This window comes from Phenylobacterium sp., from assembly GCF_035276905.1.
Lineage (GTDB): Bacteria > Pseudomonadota > Alphaproteobacteria > Caulobacterales > Caulobacteraceae > Phenylobacterium.
In genome coordinates this window covers 1-16,476 of the sequence record NZ_DATELG010000038.1, presented here as the reverse complement: position 1 = coordinate 16,476, position 16,476 = coordinate 1, and the positions used below count along the sequence as shown (strand labels likewise).

The window sequence follows — 16,476 nt, the reverse complement described above, 5'->3', positions numbered from 1 at the left end:
CAGGTCTTCCTGGCCATCGCCGCGCTGTTCGTGATCGGCGCCTTGATCGTCTGGGTCGCGCCTCGGCCGACGCGGGTCGCGGACACCAGCGCGGCGCACTGAAGGTCCGGGGCGGCGCCTCGCGTCACAAGTTTTGGTGTCGCCCGGAACCGACGCCTCGGCCGATGGTCGGTGCGTCACGGACCTGACGATCGGCGAACCGTCGGCCAGAGGAGGCGGGACATGAGCCAGGCGAAGGTCGACATGAAGCTCGAGGTGGTCGTTATCCCGGTGACCGACGTCGACCGGGCGGCCGAGTTCTACGCCGGGCTCGGCTGGCGAAAGGACGCCGACCTGGCGACGCCGACCGGCGGCCGGATCCTGCAGTTCACCCCGCCGGGCTCGCCCTGCTCCATCCTCTTCGGCACGGGCCTGACTCCCGCCGCGCCCGGCTCGGCCCAGTTCGTCCATCTCATCGTCTCGGACATCGAGGCGGCGCGCGCCGACCTGGTCGAGCACGGGGTGGCGGCGAGCGAGGTCTTCCATGACCGCGCCGGCGGCTACAACCGCTTCGATCCGGCCGCCCGGGCGACCGGCCCGGATCCGCAGCGGCGCAGCTACGCCTCCTTCGTGACGTTCGAGGATCCCGACGGCAACGGCTGGATCCTGCAGGAGATCACCACCCGCTTCCCGGGCCGCATAGACACCAGCACGACGGCCTTCTCCTCGGTCACCGACCTGGCGAACGCCATGCGCCGCGCCTCGGCCGCCCACGGGGAACATGAGAAGCGCATCGGGGCGGCGGACCCGGAAGGCTGGCCGGACTGGTACGCCGCCTACATGGTGGCGGAGCAGTCCGGCGCGGACCTGCCGTCGTGACCGACCGCTACGACGTCGTGGTCATCGGCGGCGGCTCGCCGGGCGAGCACTGCGCCGGCGCGCTGGCGGAGGGCGGCCTGCGGGTGGCCCTCGTCGAGCGCGAGTTGGTGGGCGGGGAGTGCTCCTACTGGGCCTGCATCCCGTCCAAGACCCTGCTGCGCCCCGGCGAGGCCGTGCACGGCGCCAACGAGGCCGCGGCCACGGCCCGGGTCGACGTCGCCGCGGCGCTGGCCTGGCGGGACTTCATGGTTTCGGACTACGCCGACGACGGCCAGGCGCATTGGCTCGCCGAGCAAGGGATCGCCCTCTTCCGCGGCGCCGGCCGGCTCGCGGGTCCTGGCGCGGTGGAGGTCGACGGCGTTCGCATCACGGCCGAGCACGTGGTGGTGGCGACGGGGTCGGACCCGATCATCCCGCCCGTGCCCGGGCTGCGCGAGCTGGAGGGCGTCTGGACCAACCGCGAGGCCACCGGGATGAAGGCCGTTCCCCGCCGGCTGCTGGTGCTGGGCGGCGGTCCGGTGGGCGTCGAGATGGCGCAGGCCGTGCGCCGGCTGGGCGGCGAAGTGCTCCTGGTCGAAGGCGGGCCGCATCTTCTCCCCCGCGAGCCCGCGCCGCTCGGCCAGGGCCTTGCCGAGGCCCTCGTCAGCGACGGGATCGAGATCGTCCTTGAACGGATGGCGACGGCCGCCGGGCGCGAAGGGCAGGACTATTCATTGGTCCTCGACGACGGCCGGCGAGTGGTCGGAGATCGCCTGCTGGTCGCCACCGGACGACGGCCGCGGGTGGACGGGCTGGGCCTCGAGACCGTCGGCGTGGAGGCCACGCCGCACGGCATTCCGGTCGACGCCCGCCTGCGCGCCGGCGACGGGCTGTGGGCGATCGGCGACGTCACCGGGATCTGGCCCCTCACCCACGTCGGCAAGTACCAGGGCCGGGTGGTCGCCGCGAACATCCTGGGTACGCCGACCGAGGCGAACTACGAGGCCGTGCCGCGGGTCACCTATACCGATCCCCAGGCAGCGGCGGTCGGCGTGGCCGAAGCGAGGTTCAGCGCCACCGTGAAGCTGTCGGAGGTTCCGAAAGCGGCCGCCTACAGCCGCGCCTGCGACCGTTCGCCCGGCTTCCTGACCGTGCTCAGCGACGGCGAGCGCCTGACGGGCGCCTATGCGCTGGGCCCGGAGGCCGGCGAGTGGCTGCAGCAGGCGACGCTCGCCATCCGCGCCCGCGTGCCGCTGGCGGTGCTGCTCGACACCATCCAGCCGTTCCCGACCTTCTCCGAGATCTACCTCGCGGCGCTGAAGGCGCTGCGGCGTGAGATCTCGGCGAAAGCCTAAGCCTCTCTAAGCCGCCCCCGCCAGCCGAGCCCGGACCGGGGTCTCCTTCAAATCGCTCGCGAGATAGTCCGCCAGCGCCCCGCGCAGGGTCTGCAGGATGGTCTCGAACCGCGCCTCGTCGGGCTCCAGCAGGGTGAAGCGGAAGCCCTGCAGCTCCGAGTTGAAGCCGGTGGAGAGCGGCACCACGCAGATCCCGGTCGCGCCCAGCAGGTGGTAGACGAACCGCGCGTCGAGCGCCTCGCCAAGCTGCGGGCGGATGATGGCCTCGACCTGCGGAGCGAGCGGCAGGCTCTGGCCGGGCCGCAGCGTCCCCTCGCGGAAAACCGCGGTCATGTAGAAGGCGCCCCGCGCCGGATGAATGATCAGCTCCGGCAGGCCGCCCAGCACTTCGGCGGCGCGGCGGGCCCGGCGGTCGTAGCCCGCCACCCGGGTCTCCAGGTACGGATAGTAACGCGCATCGCCCATCACCCGCGGCAGCACCTTCTGCGGCAGGGTGGTGGAGCAGACCTCCAGCATCTTGGCTTCCAGCAGCGAGCGGGCGAAGCGGTCGAAACCCGCATCCTGGTCGCGGTTGTAGATCTCGATCCAGCCGCAGCGGGCGCCGGGCCAGGGGAACTCCTTGGAGATGCCGCGCATGGCGATCGCCGGCGCCTTGCCCACCACCGCGGCCAGCTTGCGCATGCCGCTGCCGGGATAGGCGAGGTTCGAATAGATCTCATCGGAGATCAGGAAGAGGTCGTGGCGAACCGCGATGTCGACGATCGCCGCCAGCGTCTCCTCGGGATAGACGAAGCCCGTCGGATTGTCCGGATTGATGATGATGATCGCCGCGATGTCCGGGTTCGCCGCCACCTTGGCCGCGAGGTCGGCCAGGTCCGGCTTCCAGCCGTTCTCCGGATCCAGCCGATAGGTGATGTGCGGCGCCCCGGCATGGGCGGCCTCGGCCGAGGAGTGGGTCGGATAGGCCGGGTTCGGGCCGATGACGCGGGCCCTGGGATGCAGCGCGCCGTAGATCGTCGAGATCGCATCGCCCAGGCCGTTGAAGAACAGGATGTCGTCCGGCGTGATCTGGATGCCGCCTTCCAGGTTGCGCTCGTGGGCGATGTAGGCGCGCGCCTCCGCCAGGCCCTTGGTCGGCGAATAGGCGAAGCTCAGGTCCTCGGCCGCCGCCTGGGTGACGATCTCCTTGATCCAGTCGGGCACGCGTTCGCCCTTGGCGACCGGATCGCCGATGTTCTCCCAGCGGATGGCGGCGCCCGTCGCCTGGATCGCGTTGGCGACTTCGACGATCTGGCGGATCTCGTAGCGCAGGTTGTCCGCGCCGGGATGGACGATTTGCGTGCGCAAGAAACTGGCTGCCTTCGGTGTGTCGAGCAGGATGGGATTCGCCCCGCGCCCCAATAGCCCCGCGGGGGGCGGACCCTAGTCAATTGCGACGGTCGTGTGGAGGCGCAAACTGGAGCGCGCGACGCGATGTCCGCCCGGCGTGGCGCCCGGAACGCACAGACGCCTCTGAACCGTCGGCGCACGCGGCGGAATACAAGCCGTTACGAACGCGGCCTCAAATCGCCGCTTTCGCGCGACGACAGTTGAGGGGCTGCGCCGGTCGCGCGGCGGGAGGACGTGATTTGGCGTTGGCGAGCGAAAGCGTCACCGAGCCTGGCAGCGGCCTGGTGTTCGTCAACACCTATGACGCCAGCGTCACCTCCGCCTATCGCAACGCCATCGTCACCGCCGAGCACGAGCTCGAGAGCGACTTCACCAATGCGGTGACGATCAACGTCGCCTTCAGCTATGCGCCGCTCCATGCCTCGGACGCCGCCGAGAACGCCTTCTCCGCCGTCCAGGTCAGCTACCAGACGTTCGCGAGCGCCCTGCGCCTGCACGCCACGACGGCGGACGACCTGCTGGCGGTGAGCGGGTTGCCGGCCGCCGACCCGTCCGGCGGCGCAGGCTTCGAGGTCCCGCTGGCGGAGGCGAACGCGCTGGGCCTGGCGCGCGCGCAGGCCGGCGTCGAGGACACGGTGACCCTCAACAGCAACCTGGCCTGGAGCTTCGGCCAGGATGTGGTCGGCGCGATCGAGCACGAGATCACCGAGGGCGTCTTCGGCCGCATCGGCAGCCTCGGTTTCGCCGACACGCTGTGGGCGCCGATGGACCTTTTCCGCTTCGCGGCGTCGGGCCAGCGCGACGACACCGGCGGATCGGACGGGGTGACGACCTTCTTCGGTCTCGACGGCGCCCACGTCTCGGCGCTCGCCTTCCACAGCTCGGTCAACGCCTTGCACGTCTTCGACGGCTTCGACCTGGCGGACTGGGACAATACGATTACCGATGCTTTCGGTGGAGGCGGCGCGGGCCTTGCGACCTTCATGTCGCCGACCGACCTGCAGGTCCTCGACGTGCTGGGCTGGAACCCGGCCGGCGCGCCGTCCCTGGCGATGGGAACCGCGGGCGCCGACGCGCTGACGGCCCCGGCAGGCGATGCGACGGTCGAGGGCCTCGACGGCGCGGACACGCTGACCGGCGGCGCGGGCGACGACGTCCTGTTCGGGGGCGCGGGCGCCGACCTGATCACCACGGGCGCGGCGTTCAACCGCGTCAACGGCAACGCCGGCGACGACACCATCGTCGGCCATTCGCAGATCGGCGACTGGCTGCTGGGGGGCCAGGGGAACGACCTGGTCAACGCCGCCCAATCGACCGGCCACAACGTCATCAACGGCAACCTGGGAAACGACGTCATCCAGGGCGGCTCCGGCGGCGACACGCTGCGCGGCGGCCAGGGCGACGACGTCATCACCGGCGGGGCGGGCGCAGACGTGATCTTCGGCGACCTCGGCCACAACACCCTGACCGGCGGGGGCGGCGCGGACACCTTCGTCGCGGGCGCCGGCGTCGACACCGTCACCGACTTCAACCTTGCCCAGGGCGATCGGATCGAAGTCGCCGCCTCCCTGCAATTCAGCGCGACGCAATCCGGCGCCGACGTGCGCATCGACCTCGGCAACGGCGGCGAGATGATTCTGCAGAACGTTCAGCTCGCCAGCCTCGGCCCGACCGCCGGCTGGGTGATCGCAGGCTGAAGGCTTTCGACTCCGGCCGCGCCTCAGGCCAGGACGAAGTCGTGGGCGTGCAGCTGGGCGACGGCGACGTTGCGGACGAGGATGTCGTCCTGGGTGTCGAAGCTGATCAGCACCCCGTCGGCGGTCGTCTGGAAATGGCTCGCCAGGTCCTGGAAGCCGGCGAAACCGAACCCCTGGAGCTCGATGCGGTCCTTGCCCGGCTCGAAGTCCATGATCTGGTCGTGGCCGTTGGACGGGCTGAAGACGAAAAGGTCGGCGCCGGTCCTGGCGTGCGGCCCCACCACCGCGGCGTCGCCGTACATGATGTCCTGGTTCGTCGAACCGACAAGGGTGTCGTCTCCGCCGACCGAATGGCCGAGCAACTGCTCGCCGTCGCCATACACGGTGGTGGTGGTGGGGAACGGCGCCCCGATCGGCGCGCCCTGCACGGTCAGGAGGTCGTCGCCGCCGTGCGCATGGCCGTACAGCACCCGGGCGTCGCCATAGAGAACGGGCCCCGGGTTATTCGCGGTCAGCACGTCGTCGCCGCCCCGGGCGTAGCCGCCCATGTTCACCGCGTCGCCGTAGAGATGCACCTGGGTCCGCGTCCCCGCCGCGGTCATGGTGTCGTTTCCGCCGACCGAGAAGCCGATCATCGTCTCGGCGTCGCCAACGCCGATCGCCGACAAGAGCCCCCCGTTGACGGCGATGGTGTCGGCTCCGCCGCGAGCGTGGTCGGTCATGGTGAAGCCGTCGCCGTAGATCTCCAGATTGATGGTGGCGAACGCCCGGATAACGTCGTTTCCGCCGAGCGCATGGTTCGCCAGGTTGAAGGCGTCGCCCACGATCGTAAGGGATCCGGTAGTATTCACCGCGAAGGTGTCGGCGCCGCCCGTGGCGTGGTTGAGCAACGCGTTCGCGTCCCCGACCAGGGTGGCGTCGTCGCCGAGCTGGAGCTGGAAGGTCTGCGCCGCCCCGACTTCGCGCAGCGTCAGGTCCCCGGACGTGTCGCCGAAGGTGATCGAACCGTAGATCATGGCCATGGCGCAGAGCTCCCGCCTGAAGGGCGGCGGAGCGTGGGCTTCACGCGATCGGGTTGCGATTCAACTGCGAGTGAAGCGCATGTCCTTTGCGGGACATCGTCAGCGCCGCGGCAAGGGGGCGGCGGCGACTTGGGGCGCCGCCTCCCATCCGCCGCCGAGCGCCTTGAAGAGGCTGATCTGGTCCTGGGCGCGGTCGGCCTGGGCCTGCGCCAGAGCCGCGCGCGTCTGCGCCCTGTCCCGCTCGGCCGTCAGCAGCTGCAGGAAGTTGTCCGACCCGGCGCGGAAGCGGGTCTCGGACAGTTCGGCCGCGCGCTGGCTCGCGTCGGCGGCGCGCGCCAGGGCCCGCTCGTGCTCGATCGCCCCGCTCAGCCGGGCGAGCGCCTGCTCGGTCTCCTGCAGCGCGCGCAGCACCGTTCCGTCGAAGGCCGCGAGCGAGGCCTGGGCCTGCGCCCGGCTCTCCCGCACCCGTGCGCGCGCAGCCCCGTTGAAGGGGAAGTTCCAGCTGATCAGCGGCCCGACCGAATAGGTGAAGGCCTGGTTCCGGCTCAGGTCGCCGATCTTCGGCGCGCCGAGATTGACGAAGCCGGCGAGCGTGATGCTCGGATAGAGCTCGGCGGTCGCCACCCCGATCCGGGCGGTGTCGGCCGCCAGCGTCCGCTCGGCCGCGCGCACGTCCGGCCGGCGCGCGAGCAGCGCCTGGCCGTCGCCGACCGGGATCGGCTGCTTCGTCGACGGCGGCGCGGCGCAGCGGGCGGCCGCGGCGTCGACCTCGGCCGGCGGATCGCCGGTGAGCACGGCGAGCGCATAGAGCGAAGCGCGGCGCTCGGCCTCGAAGGTCGGGACCTGGGCGTTCACCTGCTCGACGGTCTCGCGCGCCTGCTGCACGTCGCGCTCGGTGCTGCGCCCGCCCTCGAACATCCGGTTGGTGAGGTCGAAGGTGTCCGCCTGCAGCCGGGCGGTCTCGCGGGCCACGGCCGCCTGGGCGGCGAAGCTGCAGGCGTCGACATAGGCGCTGGCCGTCTCCGCGGCGACCGCGACGCGCGCGGCGTCGACCTGGGCCTGGGCCGCCTGGTAGTCGGCGCGCGCCGCCTGGATCGAGCGCGCCACGCCGCCGAACAGGTCGACCTCGTAGGAGGCGTCGTAACCCAGGCTGTAGAAGTCGGTGGTCAGTGGCCGCAGGCCGCCGGTCCCCGAGGTTCCGAGCCCCAGCGCGGCGGTGCGCTCGCGGTCGTATTCGGCGCTGGCCGTACCGGTCGGCAGCCGGGCCGCGCCCTTTTCGGCCAGCGCCGCGCGGGCCCGTTGCAGGTTGGCCGCGGCCTGCCGCAGGTCGGTGTTGTGCACCAACGCCTTCTCGATCAGCCGGTCGAGGTCGGAGTCGTCGAACAGTCGCCACCAGCGCGGCGGCAGGGGCGAGGGCGCAACGTGCGCCGCCTGCGCCTCGCGCAGCTTCAGCGCCGCGGACGGCAAAGCGGGCGGGGTGCGATAGCTCGGCCCGACCATGCAGCCCGACAGCAGCGCCGCCGCACCGAAAAGGCCTGCGCCAAACAGGACTGCGCGCCTCATTCCGCCGGCTCCGCCGCCGTGGACGGCCGGCCGCGCCTCAGCTTCGAGCCCACCCAATCCCCGAGGTTGCGGCTGATGACATAGAAAGCCGGCGTGAACAGCAGGCCGAAGAGGGTCACGCCGATCATGCCGAAGAAGACCGCGACGCCCAGCGCCTGGCGCATCTCCGAACCCGGGCTGTTGCTGATCACCAGCGGCAGCGTGCCGAGGATGAAGGCGATCGAGGTCATCAGGATCGGCCGAAGACGCGTGGCGGCGGCGTTGCGCGCGGCCTCACGGCGCTCCTGGCCGTGCTCCTCGTTCTGCTTGGCGAACTCGACGATCAGGATGGCGTTCTTCGCCGCCAGGCCAATCAGCACCACCAGGCCGATCTGGGTCAGGATGTTGTTGTCGAGCCGCATGAGGTTGACGCCCAGGATCGCGGCCAGCAGGCACATCGGCACGATCAGGATCACCGCCAGCGGCAGCACCAGACTCTCGTACTGGGCGGCGAGCAGCAGGAAGACGAACACCACCGCCAGGCCGAAGGCGATGGCGCCGGTGTTCCCGGCCTGCTTCTGCTGAAAGGCGAGCTCGGTCCAGTCGTAGGCGAAGCCCTGCGGCAGGATCTGCGCCGCCAGCCGCTCCATCGACTTCAGCGACTGGCCGCTCGAATAGCCGGCGGCGGTGTCGCCCTGCAGCTCCGCGGCGGGATAGAGATTGTAGCGCACCACCCGGTAGGGGCCGCTGTCGTTGCGCAGGCTCATCACCGAGGCCAGCGGCACCATGGAGCCGGAGTCGGAGCGGGTGCGTAAGCGCGCGACGTCGGCGCCGGCGTCGCGGTAGGGCGCGTCGGCCTGGGCGGTGACGCGGAAGGTGCGGCCGAGGAAGTTGAAGTCGTTGATGTAGGTCGAGCCGAGGTAGGTGCCGAGCGTGGCGAAGACGCCCTCGACCGGCACGCCCAGCTTCTCGGCCCGCTCGCGGTCGATGTCGGCGAACAGGCGCGGCGTGCGGGTGTTGAAGGGGGTGAAGACGCTCTTCAGGCCCGGCGTCTGGTTGGCCGCCCCGGCCATCTTCCCGGCCACCGCCTCCAGCGCCCGCAGGTCCGCGCCCGAGCGGTCCTCGATCATCATCTTGTAGCCGCCGCCGGTGCCGATGCCGCGCACCGGCGGCGGGGCGATCACCAGGATATTGCCGGCGGTGATCTTGCCGAGTTCGCTGCGCAACTGGTTGGCCACCTCGTCGCCCTTGGCGCGCTCGCCCTTGGGCTTGAGGGCGACGAACATCGCCGCCGTATTCGGGGCGTTGGTGAAGGTCGCCCCGTCGAAGCCGGCGAAGGCGACCGTGTCGGCGGCGGCGGGGTTGTTGAGCGCGATCTTCTGCGCCTGGGCCAGCACCTCGGTGGTCCGCTGCAGCGAGGCGCCGGGCGGCATCTGCACCGCCCCGATCAGGTAGCCCTGGTCCTGCGCAGGGATGAAGCCCCCGGGCGTGGCCGAGAACCGCCAGAGCGCCAGGCCGATCAGGCAGGCGTAGGCGATCCCGACGACGGCCAGCGCGCGCACGGCGCGGGCGGTGTAGCGGCCGTAGCGCTCCGACAGCCAGTCGAAGCCGCGGTTGAAGGTGCGCGCGAAGCGGGCCGGCGCGCCGCGCCAGCCGGCCGCCGGCTCGCGGCCGTGCTTGGGCTGCAGGACCAGCGCCGCCATCGCCGGCGACAGCGTCAGCGAGACGAAGGCCGAGATCGCCGTCGCGCTGATGATGGTCAGCGCGAACTGCTTGTAGAACTGGCCGGAGATCCCGGGGATGAAGGTGGTCGGCAGGAAGACGCCGATCAGCACCAGGGCGATGGCGATCAGCGCGCCGGACACCTCGTCCATCGTCGCGTGCGCCGCCTCGCGCGGGGTCATGCCCTCGTGCTCCATCAGCCGCTCGACGTTCTCGACCACGACGATGGCGTCGTCGACCACGATGCCGATCGCCAGCACCATGCCGAACAGCGACAGGTTGTTGAGGCTGAAGCCGAAGGCGGCGAGCGTCGCGAACGAGCCGATCAGCGAGACCGGGATGGCGACGATCGGGATGATCGCCGCACGCCAGCTCTGCAAAAACAGGATCACCACCAAAGCGACCAGCAGCACCGCCTCGAAAAGGGTGTGCTCGACCGCGTCGATGGACGCGGCGATGTACTCCGTCGGATTGTAGGGAACTCGGTAGATCATTCCGCTCGGGAAGCTCTTCGCCGCCTCGTCGAGCTCGTGGCGCACGGCTTGTGCGGTGCTAAGGGCGTTGGACCCCGGCAGCTGGGTGATGGCGATGGCCACCGTGGGCTTGCCGCTCAGGAAGGCGTCGACGCTGTAGTCCTGGGCGCCCAGCTCGATCCGGGCGACGTCGCGCAAGCGTATGACGCGACTGTCGGACAGGCGCTTGACGATAATGTCGCCGAACTCCTCCGGCGTCGTGAGCCGGCCCTTGGCCTGCAGGCTGAGCTGGAAGGCGGTGCCGCCGTGGCTGAACGGCGGCTGGCCGACCGCGCCGGCGGCCACCTGGGCGTTCTGGGCGCGCACCGCGGCCACGATCTCGTCGACGGTCAGGTTGAGCGTCGTGGCGCGGTCCGGGTCGATCCAGACCCGCATGTTGTAGTCCCGCCCGCCGAACAGCCGCGCGGCGCCGACGCCGGGCACCCGCGCTATCCGGTCGAGCAGCTGCAGCGTCGCGTAGTTCGACAGGTACTGCTGGGGCAGCGAGCCGTCGGGCGAGATCAGGGTCGCGACCATAAGGAGGTCGGGCGAGTTCTTGCGCACCGTGACGCCGATCTGGCGCACCTCGTCGGGCAGCCGCGGCTCGGCCGTGGAGACGCGGTTCTGCACCAGAACCTGCGCCTGGTCGATGTTGGCGCCCTGGCGGAAGGTGACGGTGATGGAGACGGCGCCGTCTCCGGTCGACGAGGAGGACATGTAGATCATGTTCTCCACGCCGTTGATCGACTCCTCGAGCGGCGTGGCCACCGTCTGGGCGAGGGTCTCGGCCGAGGCGCCCGGATAGGACGCGTTCACGACCACGGTCGGCGGGGCGATCTCCGGGTACTGGGCGACCGGCAGGGTCGGATAGGAGATCACCCCCACCAGCACGATCAGCGTCGACAGCACCGCCGCGAAGATCGGCCGGTCGATGAAGAAGTGCGGGAAGCGCACGGCCGGCCTACTGAGCGGTCGCTTCGAGCGGCTGCGGCGGCTCGACCGGCGTCGCGGTCGGCGCGTCGTCGGCGGCGCGCGGATTGATCTGGGTCACCCGCGCATTGACCTTCGCGCCCCCCTGCAGATGGGCCAGGCCGTCGAGCACGACAAGGTCGCTTGACCCGATACCGCTGGTGACGACCCGCAGCCCCACGACCAACGGCCCGGTCTCGACGTTGCGCACCGCGACCTTGCCGCCCGGGTCGACCACGTAGACGAAGCGCCGCGTCTGGTCGGTGACGATCGCCTCGTCGGGGATGAGCATGGCCTTGTAGGCCCCCGAGCCCAGCAGGCGCGCGCGGCCGAACATGCCGGGCACCAGGAACCCCTTCGGATTGGCCACCGTGGCGTGGGCGCGGATCGTGCCGGAGGTCGGGTCGATGGCGTTGTCGACGAACGACATCCGCCCGTGCCAGTTGTAGGTGGCCTCGTCGGCCAGCTTGATGTCGATCGGATTGGGCGCCGTGCGCGACGACTCCCGCTCGCCGGCCTGCTGCTGGCGGATGTACTTCAGGTAGAAGCTCTCCGCCCCGTCGAAGCTGAACCAGATCGGATCCACCGTGACCACGGTGGTCAGCAGGGTCTGGCCGGCGGTCACGAAGTCGCCGATCGAGACCCGCTTGTCCGACACCCGGCCGGTGATCGGCGCGCGGATGGTGGTGAACTCCAGGTCCAGCGCGCTCGACCTGGCCGCCGCCTGTGCCGCCCTCAGGTCAGCCGCCGCCGACCGTTCGGCGGCCAGCTTCTGCTCGTATTCCTCCTGGCTGACCGCGCGGGTCTGCAACAGCAGCTTGGCGCGCGCCAGCTCGGTCCGCGCATTGGCCAGGGTGGCCTCGGCGCGCGCCGCCTGTCCCTGGGCCTGGGCCAGCGCGGCGCGGAAGGGCCTGGGATCGATCTCGAGGAGGAACTGCCCCTTCTTGACCTCTCGTCCTTCCTTGAAGGCGATGCGGGTCACCTGGCCGGAGACGCGGGGGCGGATCTCGGCGTTCTGGATCGCCTCGAAGCGGCCGACATAGTCGTCCCAGTCGACGACGTTGCGCTGCAGCGGATGGGCCGCGGCGACCGTCGGCGCGGGCGGCGGCGGCGGCTTGCGCGCCCCGCACCCTCCAGCCGCGAGCGCGACCAGCATCGCCAGCATGAGCCGTCCGTTCGCCATCCCGTCCACCGCCGGATCGCATGGTTGCGAGCGGGCCCACCTTCACCGGGGAGCGAAAGCAAAGCAATCAGCAGTTGCGATGACATACGCTTGATCGACCCCAGCCGCCTGCTGGCGGTCGAACGGGGCGCGTTGGTTGCTCGGAAGCGGCCCGATCAGCCGACGCCGGTCATGCTCGCCATGTGCTTCAGCGCCAGCGGCGCGCAGGTGAAGAATTCGATCAAGGCGATGGCGTAGAGGGCGGCGAGCAACCGCTCGCCCTTGCGCCAGCTGCGCACGATGCCGGCGGTCAGCGTGCCGCTGACCGGGCCCAGGGCGGCGTAGACGATCCAAGAGGGCAAGCGTTTCATGCGGGCCACCTAACGCGCTCTGGTCGATAGCGTTCACGGCGTCGCCGTGGCTGTTCGTCGCAGATCCGCGTCCTGCCGGCTTCCAAGCATTCCGCGCGTGGCGATGGCGAAAGCCGCCGTGTCGAACGCCGTTCTCGACTCAGTCGAAGTTCGAGGACCTGCTGCACGGCCGCATGGTCGCGCTTCGAGCTTTCGAAATCATTAGCCCCTCTGACTGGAAGGCGGCCCTACCGCTAGAGCGTTCGGCGGTTCGAATGAACCGCCGAACGCTCATAAGTTCTTGAAGTTAGACCATTCTCTGCGCCGAACCGGCCTCCACTTCGGCGGCGAATGGTCTAGCGGATGCTGTCGAATTCGGCCTGGACTGCCTTGAGCTTGGCGTCGCCGAGCAGGCCATGACTGGCCTGGGCGACCTGGGCCAGCGTCAGGTCGCTGATGCGGCCGTAGAAGGGCCGCAGGCCCGGCAGCTGCTTCTCCAGCACCGCCTTGGCCCTCGCGCTCTTCAGGATGTCGGCGATCAGCGTGGTCTGGACGGAGAATGCCGCCGGGGCGGCGCTCCGCTGTGAAGGCACGTCCGCGGTCTCGGCTGCAACGGCGGCCATGGCGAGGGTCGAAGCCGCCAGCGTCGCCGCACAAACGATCGCTCTCATCCGCTCCTCTCGTGTCCCTGTCCGCCGCCGGCAAGCTAGACCATACGCAGCGTCGCGACACTGCTTTTGAGGCCCTGGGTCCGACCGCCTCGACAGCCACATAGGAAACCTCGCCGCGCGCGGAACCGGCGTGCGGATGCTTCGGCGTCAGACGGATCGCCGCAGACGCGTGGGACCTGTTCGCGAGGATTCCGACCGCCGCCGCGCGATCGCAGCGCTCGGTTCCGCGTTTCCGCCGCAAGTGGTTCGACGCAGCCCGCGCGCGGGTGCATGCTGGCGGCTCGCAACCATCTCGCGTTCAGCCGACCGCCGGTCCCGCCGGCCACGGCCAGGAGAGGCCATGCCGATGTCGCCATCCACCACCATCGACACGCGCCGCCACCAGGCCTTCCCGACGCTGGCCTCGAGCGAGATCGACCGCCTGCGCGCCTTCGGAACCGTCCGGCGTTATGCGGCGGGCGAACACCTCTACCGGCACGGCGACGTCGGCCAGGGCATGAACGTGATCCTGTCCGGCTCGGTCGACGTCCTCGCGCCCGAGGGCGGCCGGCTGGAGCTGATCGTCCAGCACCACGCCGGGGCCTTCATGGGCGAGCTCGCCCAGCTGACCGGCCGGCCGGCCCTGGTCGACTCCGTCGCCGCCGAGCCGGTCGAGGCGATCGTCATCCCGCCCGAGCAGCTGCGCGCGGTGCTGATCTCCGAGGCCGAACTGGGCGAGCGGATCATGCGCGCGCTGATCCTGCGCCGGGTCGGCCTGCTGGAGACCGGCGCCGGCGGCCCGATCGTGCTCGGGCCGGAGAACGATCCCGGCGCGCGCCGCATCGAGGGCTTCCTGATGCGCAACGGCCATCCGCTGCGCCGGCTGGTCACCTGCCGCGATCCCGAGGCGGCGGCGATCGTCGAGCGCTTCGGGATCTCGCACGACGAGCTGCCGATCGTGGTCTGCCCGGACGGCTCGCTGCTGCGCAATCCGGCCGACGCCGACGTCGCCCGCTGCCTGGGCCTGGTGAGCCCGCTCGACCCGGACAAGGTCTACGACCTGGCGGTGATCGGCGCCGGTCCCGCGGGGCTGGCGGCCTCGGTCTACGCCGCCTCGGAAGGGCTCTCGGTGCTGGTGCTGGACTGCCGCGCGTTCGGCGGCCAGGCGGGCGCCTCGGCGCGGATCGAGAACTACCTGGGCTTTCCGACCGGGATCAGCGGCATCGCCCTGATGGCGCGGGCCCACAACCAGGCCCGCAAGTTCGGCGCCGAGATCGCCATCCCGGACGAGGCGGCGAGCCTGGCGGCCCATCCCGCCGGCGGCTATGCGATCGCGCTCGCCAACGCCGAGCAGGCCCGCGCCCGCGCGGTGGTGATCGCCGCCGGGGCGCGCTACCGCAAGCTCGGCCTGGAGGACCTGGCGCAATACGAGGCGAGCTCCGTCCACTACTGGGCCTCGCCCCTGGAGGCGAAGCTCTGCGCGGGCCAGCACGTGGCCCTGGTCGGCGGCGGCAACTCGGCCGGCCAGGCGGCGGTCTACCTCGCCGGCAAGGTCGCCAAGGTCACCATCCTGGTGCGGGCCCCGAGCCTGGAGGCCAGCATGTCGCGCTACCTGATCGACCGGATCCAGGCCACGCCGAACATCGAGCTTGCGCCCTATTCCGAGGTCAGCGCGCTGGAGGGGAAGGCCGGGGTGCTGCAGGCGCTCCGCTGGCGCGACGTGCGCACCGGCCGCGAGACCCGCGAGCCGATCCGCCACCTCTTCCTGTTCATCGGCGCCCAGCCCAACACCGACTGGCTCGCCGGTTCGGGGATCGAGCTGGAGGCCAAGGGCTTCATCGCCACCGGCGCCGGCGTCGGCGCGCTGCATCCGTTGGAGACCAGCCTGCCCGGCGTGTTCGCCATCGGCGACATCCGCTCCGGCTCGGTCAAGCGCGTCGCCGCGGCCGTCGGCGAAGGGGCCCAGGCGGTGGCCGCAGTCCACGCCTTCCTCAGCCGCGAGCCGGCGGCCGAGCCGGCGATCCCGCCGCCGCCGGCCTCGGCGCCCGCAGTCGAAAGGGAACTTGATACATGGCCAGTCTAAAGGGGGGCAGTGTGATCCGCGTCTTAGGTTTCGCCGGCAGCCTGCGCCGCGCCTCGTTCAACCGTTCGCTGCTGCGCGCGGCCCAGGAGCTGGCGCCCGAGGGCCTGGAGATCGCCGCCTTCGATCTCGCCGTGGTGCCGCTCTACAACGGCGACGTCGAGGCCGAGGGCGACCCGGAGGGCGTCGCGGCCTTCAAGCAGGCGATCCGCGAGGCCGACGGGGTGCTGATGGTGACGCCCGAATACAACCACGGCGTCCCCGGCGTGATGAAGAACGCCGTCGACTGGGCGTCGCGGCCGCCGCAGTCCGCCGCGCTCGCCGGCAAGCCGGTCGGCCTCATCGGCGCCTCGCCGGGGATGACCGGCAGCGCGCGCGGCCAGAGCCAGCTGCGCCAGGCGTTCGAGTTCACCAACTCCTACTGCATGCCGCAGCCGGAGCTGCTGGTCTTCCGCGCCCACGAGAAGTTCGACGCCGACGGCCGGCTGATCGACGAGCCCACCGCCGGCTACCTGCGCCGTTATCTCGAAGCCTTTCTGGAGTGGACCCGCCGGTTCACAGCCTGAAGAGGAGCGCCTTCGTGATCTTCACCGTCATCGGCCTGCTCAAACAGCCCGTGCCTCCGCGCGACGCGGCCTTCGAGGCGGCGCTCAGCGCCCACCTGGCCCAGCCGAACCTGCGGATCGTCAACGCCGGCTACCTGCGCGACGCCCGGCGCGAGCCGATCGGAATCCTGGCCCTGATCGAGACCGACAGCTTCGCCCGCGCCCAGGCCTTCCTGGAATGCAGCCCGTTCCAGACCGGCGGCTACTTCGAGCGCACGGAGGTCGCGGAGTACGACGCCGAGGTCGGGCGGACGTCCTGAGAGCTCACGGCTCCAGGTAATCCACCACCAGCGAGGCGCGCAGGTCGCGGATCATCCGGGGCTCGAAGCCGTGCCAGGTGTCGGGGCCGGGCGCGAAGCCGAAGGCGGCGCCCGGCCGCCAGGGCAGCTGCATGGCCCAGGTCTGCGGTCCCTGGTAGAGGTCGGGCCCCAGGTCGTTCTGGCGCATCGGCGAGAGACCGACCACGAAGCGGAACCGCGCCTCGCCCTGGCCGGTGGCGGGCTCGCAGGCGTAGCCGTCGACCTCCTGGGTCACGGTCAGGACGACGCGGCAGCGCTCCACCTCGACCTGCGTGCGCCGGGCGA

The 16,476-nt window shown here is 70.9% G+C and carries 14 protein-coding genes; 6 read left to right on the top strand and 8 right to left on the bottom strand.

The window, feature by feature from the left end; genetic code table 11:
* Positions 1–222 precede the first annotated feature (222 nt).
* Positions 223–858, top strand: a complete 636-nt coding sequence (locus tag VJS38_RS01375; RefSeq protein ID WP_324086362.1) for a VOC family protein — start codon at positions 223–225, stop codon at positions 856–858.
* A complete protein-coding gene (locus VJS38_RS01370; RefSeq protein ID WP_324086361.1) occupies positions 855–2,192 on the top strand; it encodes an NAD(P)/FAD-dependent oxidoreductase in 1,338 nt (445 codons plus the stop codon). Before VJS38_RS01375 ends, VJS38_RS01370 begins: the two co-directional genes overlap by 4 nt.
* 6 nt (positions 2,193–2,198) lie before the next feature.
* On the opposite strand, the gene VJS38_RS01365 is transcribed toward VJS38_RS01370, so the two are convergent.
* A complete protein-coding gene (locus tag VJS38_RS01365) occupies positions 2,199–3,539 on the bottom strand; it encodes a pyridoxal phosphate-dependent aminotransferase (protein WP_324086360.1) in 1,341 nt (446 codons plus the stop codon).
* Between the two features lie 287 nt (positions 3,540–3,826).
* Between VJS38_RS01365 and VJS38_RS01360 the strand changes: the two genes are divergently transcribed.
* Positions 3,827–5,278 (top strand): NF038122 family metalloprotease, encoded by a 1,452-nt coding sequence (locus VJS38_RS01360; protein WP_324086359.1) that lies wholly within the window; start codon positions 3,827–3,829, stop codon positions 5,276–5,278.
* 23 nt (positions 5,279–5,301) lie between these two features.
* Here VJS38_RS01360 and VJS38_RS01355 read toward each other — a convergent pair whose 3' ends face one another.
* From VJS38_RS01355 to VJS38_RS01330, 6 genes are all read right to left on the bottom strand, one after another.
* Positions 5,302–6,300, bottom strand: a complete 999-nt coding sequence (locus VJS38_RS01355) for a M10 family metallopeptidase C-terminal domain-containing protein (RefSeq protein ID WP_324086358.1) — start codon at positions 6,298–6,300, stop codon at positions 5,302–5,304.
* A 99-nt stretch (positions 6,301–6,399) separates the two neighbouring features.
* The gene (locus VJS38_RS01350; RefSeq protein ID WP_324086357.1) at positions 6,400–7,863 is read right to left on the bottom strand and encodes an efflux transporter outer membrane subunit; all 1,464 of its coding nucleotides are present in this window, start codon (positions 7,861–7,863) and stop codon (positions 6,400–6,402) included.
* Positions 7,860–11,030, bottom strand: coding sequence for a multidrug efflux RND transporter permease subunit (locus tag VJS38_RS01345; RefSeq protein WP_324086356.1), 3,171 nt, complete (start codon positions 11,028–11,030; stop codon positions 7,860–7,862). The genes VJS38_RS01350 and VJS38_RS01345 overlap by 4 nt, the downstream gene beginning before the upstream one ends.
* 7 nt (positions 11,031–11,037) lie before the next feature.
* The gene (locus VJS38_RS01340) at positions 11,038–12,228 is read right to left on the bottom strand and encodes an efflux RND transporter periplasmic adaptor subunit (protein ID WP_324086355.1); all 1,191 of its coding nucleotides are present in this window, start codon (positions 12,226–12,228) and stop codon (positions 11,038–11,040) included.
* A 155-nt stretch (positions 12,229–12,383) separates the two neighbouring features.
* Positions 12,384–12,578, bottom strand: a complete 195-nt coding sequence (locus VJS38_RS01335) for a hypothetical protein (protein WP_324086354.1) — start codon at positions 12,576–12,578, stop codon at positions 12,384–12,386.
* Positions 12,579–12,913: 335 nt separating this feature from the next.
* Entirely contained in the window at positions 12,914–13,228 is a 315-nt protein-coding gene (locus VJS38_RS01330) for a hypothetical protein (protein ID WP_324086353.1), read from the bottom strand.
* A 340-nt stretch (positions 13,229–13,568) separates the two neighbouring features.
* Between VJS38_RS01330 and VJS38_RS01325 the strand changes: the two genes are divergently transcribed.
* From VJS38_RS01325 to VJS38_RS01315, 3 genes are read left to right on the top strand one after another with little or no spacing between them, the layout of a single operon-like run.
* A complete protein-coding gene (locus tag VJS38_RS01325; RefSeq protein WP_324086352.1) occupies positions 13,569–15,290 on the top strand; it encodes an FAD-dependent oxidoreductase in 1,722 nt (573 codons plus the stop codon).
* Between the two features lie 11 nt (positions 15,291–15,301).
* Entirely contained in the window at positions 15,302–15,853 is a 552-nt protein-coding gene (locus VJS38_RS01320; protein WP_324086351.1) for an NADPH-dependent FMN reductase, read from the top strand.
* A gap of 14 nt (positions 15,854–15,867) precedes the next feature.
* Positions 15,868–16,152 carry a hypothetical protein gene (locus VJS38_RS01315; protein ID WP_324086350.1) on the top strand — a complete coding sequence of 95 codons (285 nt, stop codon included), beginning with the start codon at positions 15,868–15,870 and terminating at the stop codon, positions 16,150–16,152.
* 4 nt (positions 16,153–16,156) lie between these two features.
* Here the strand turns inward: VJS38_RS01315 and VJS38_RS01310 are convergent.
* Positions 16,157–16,476, bottom strand: a 320-nt coding sequence (locus tag VJS38_RS01310) for a hypothetical protein (protein ID WP_324086349.1), incomplete at its 5' end; no start/stop codon positions are given.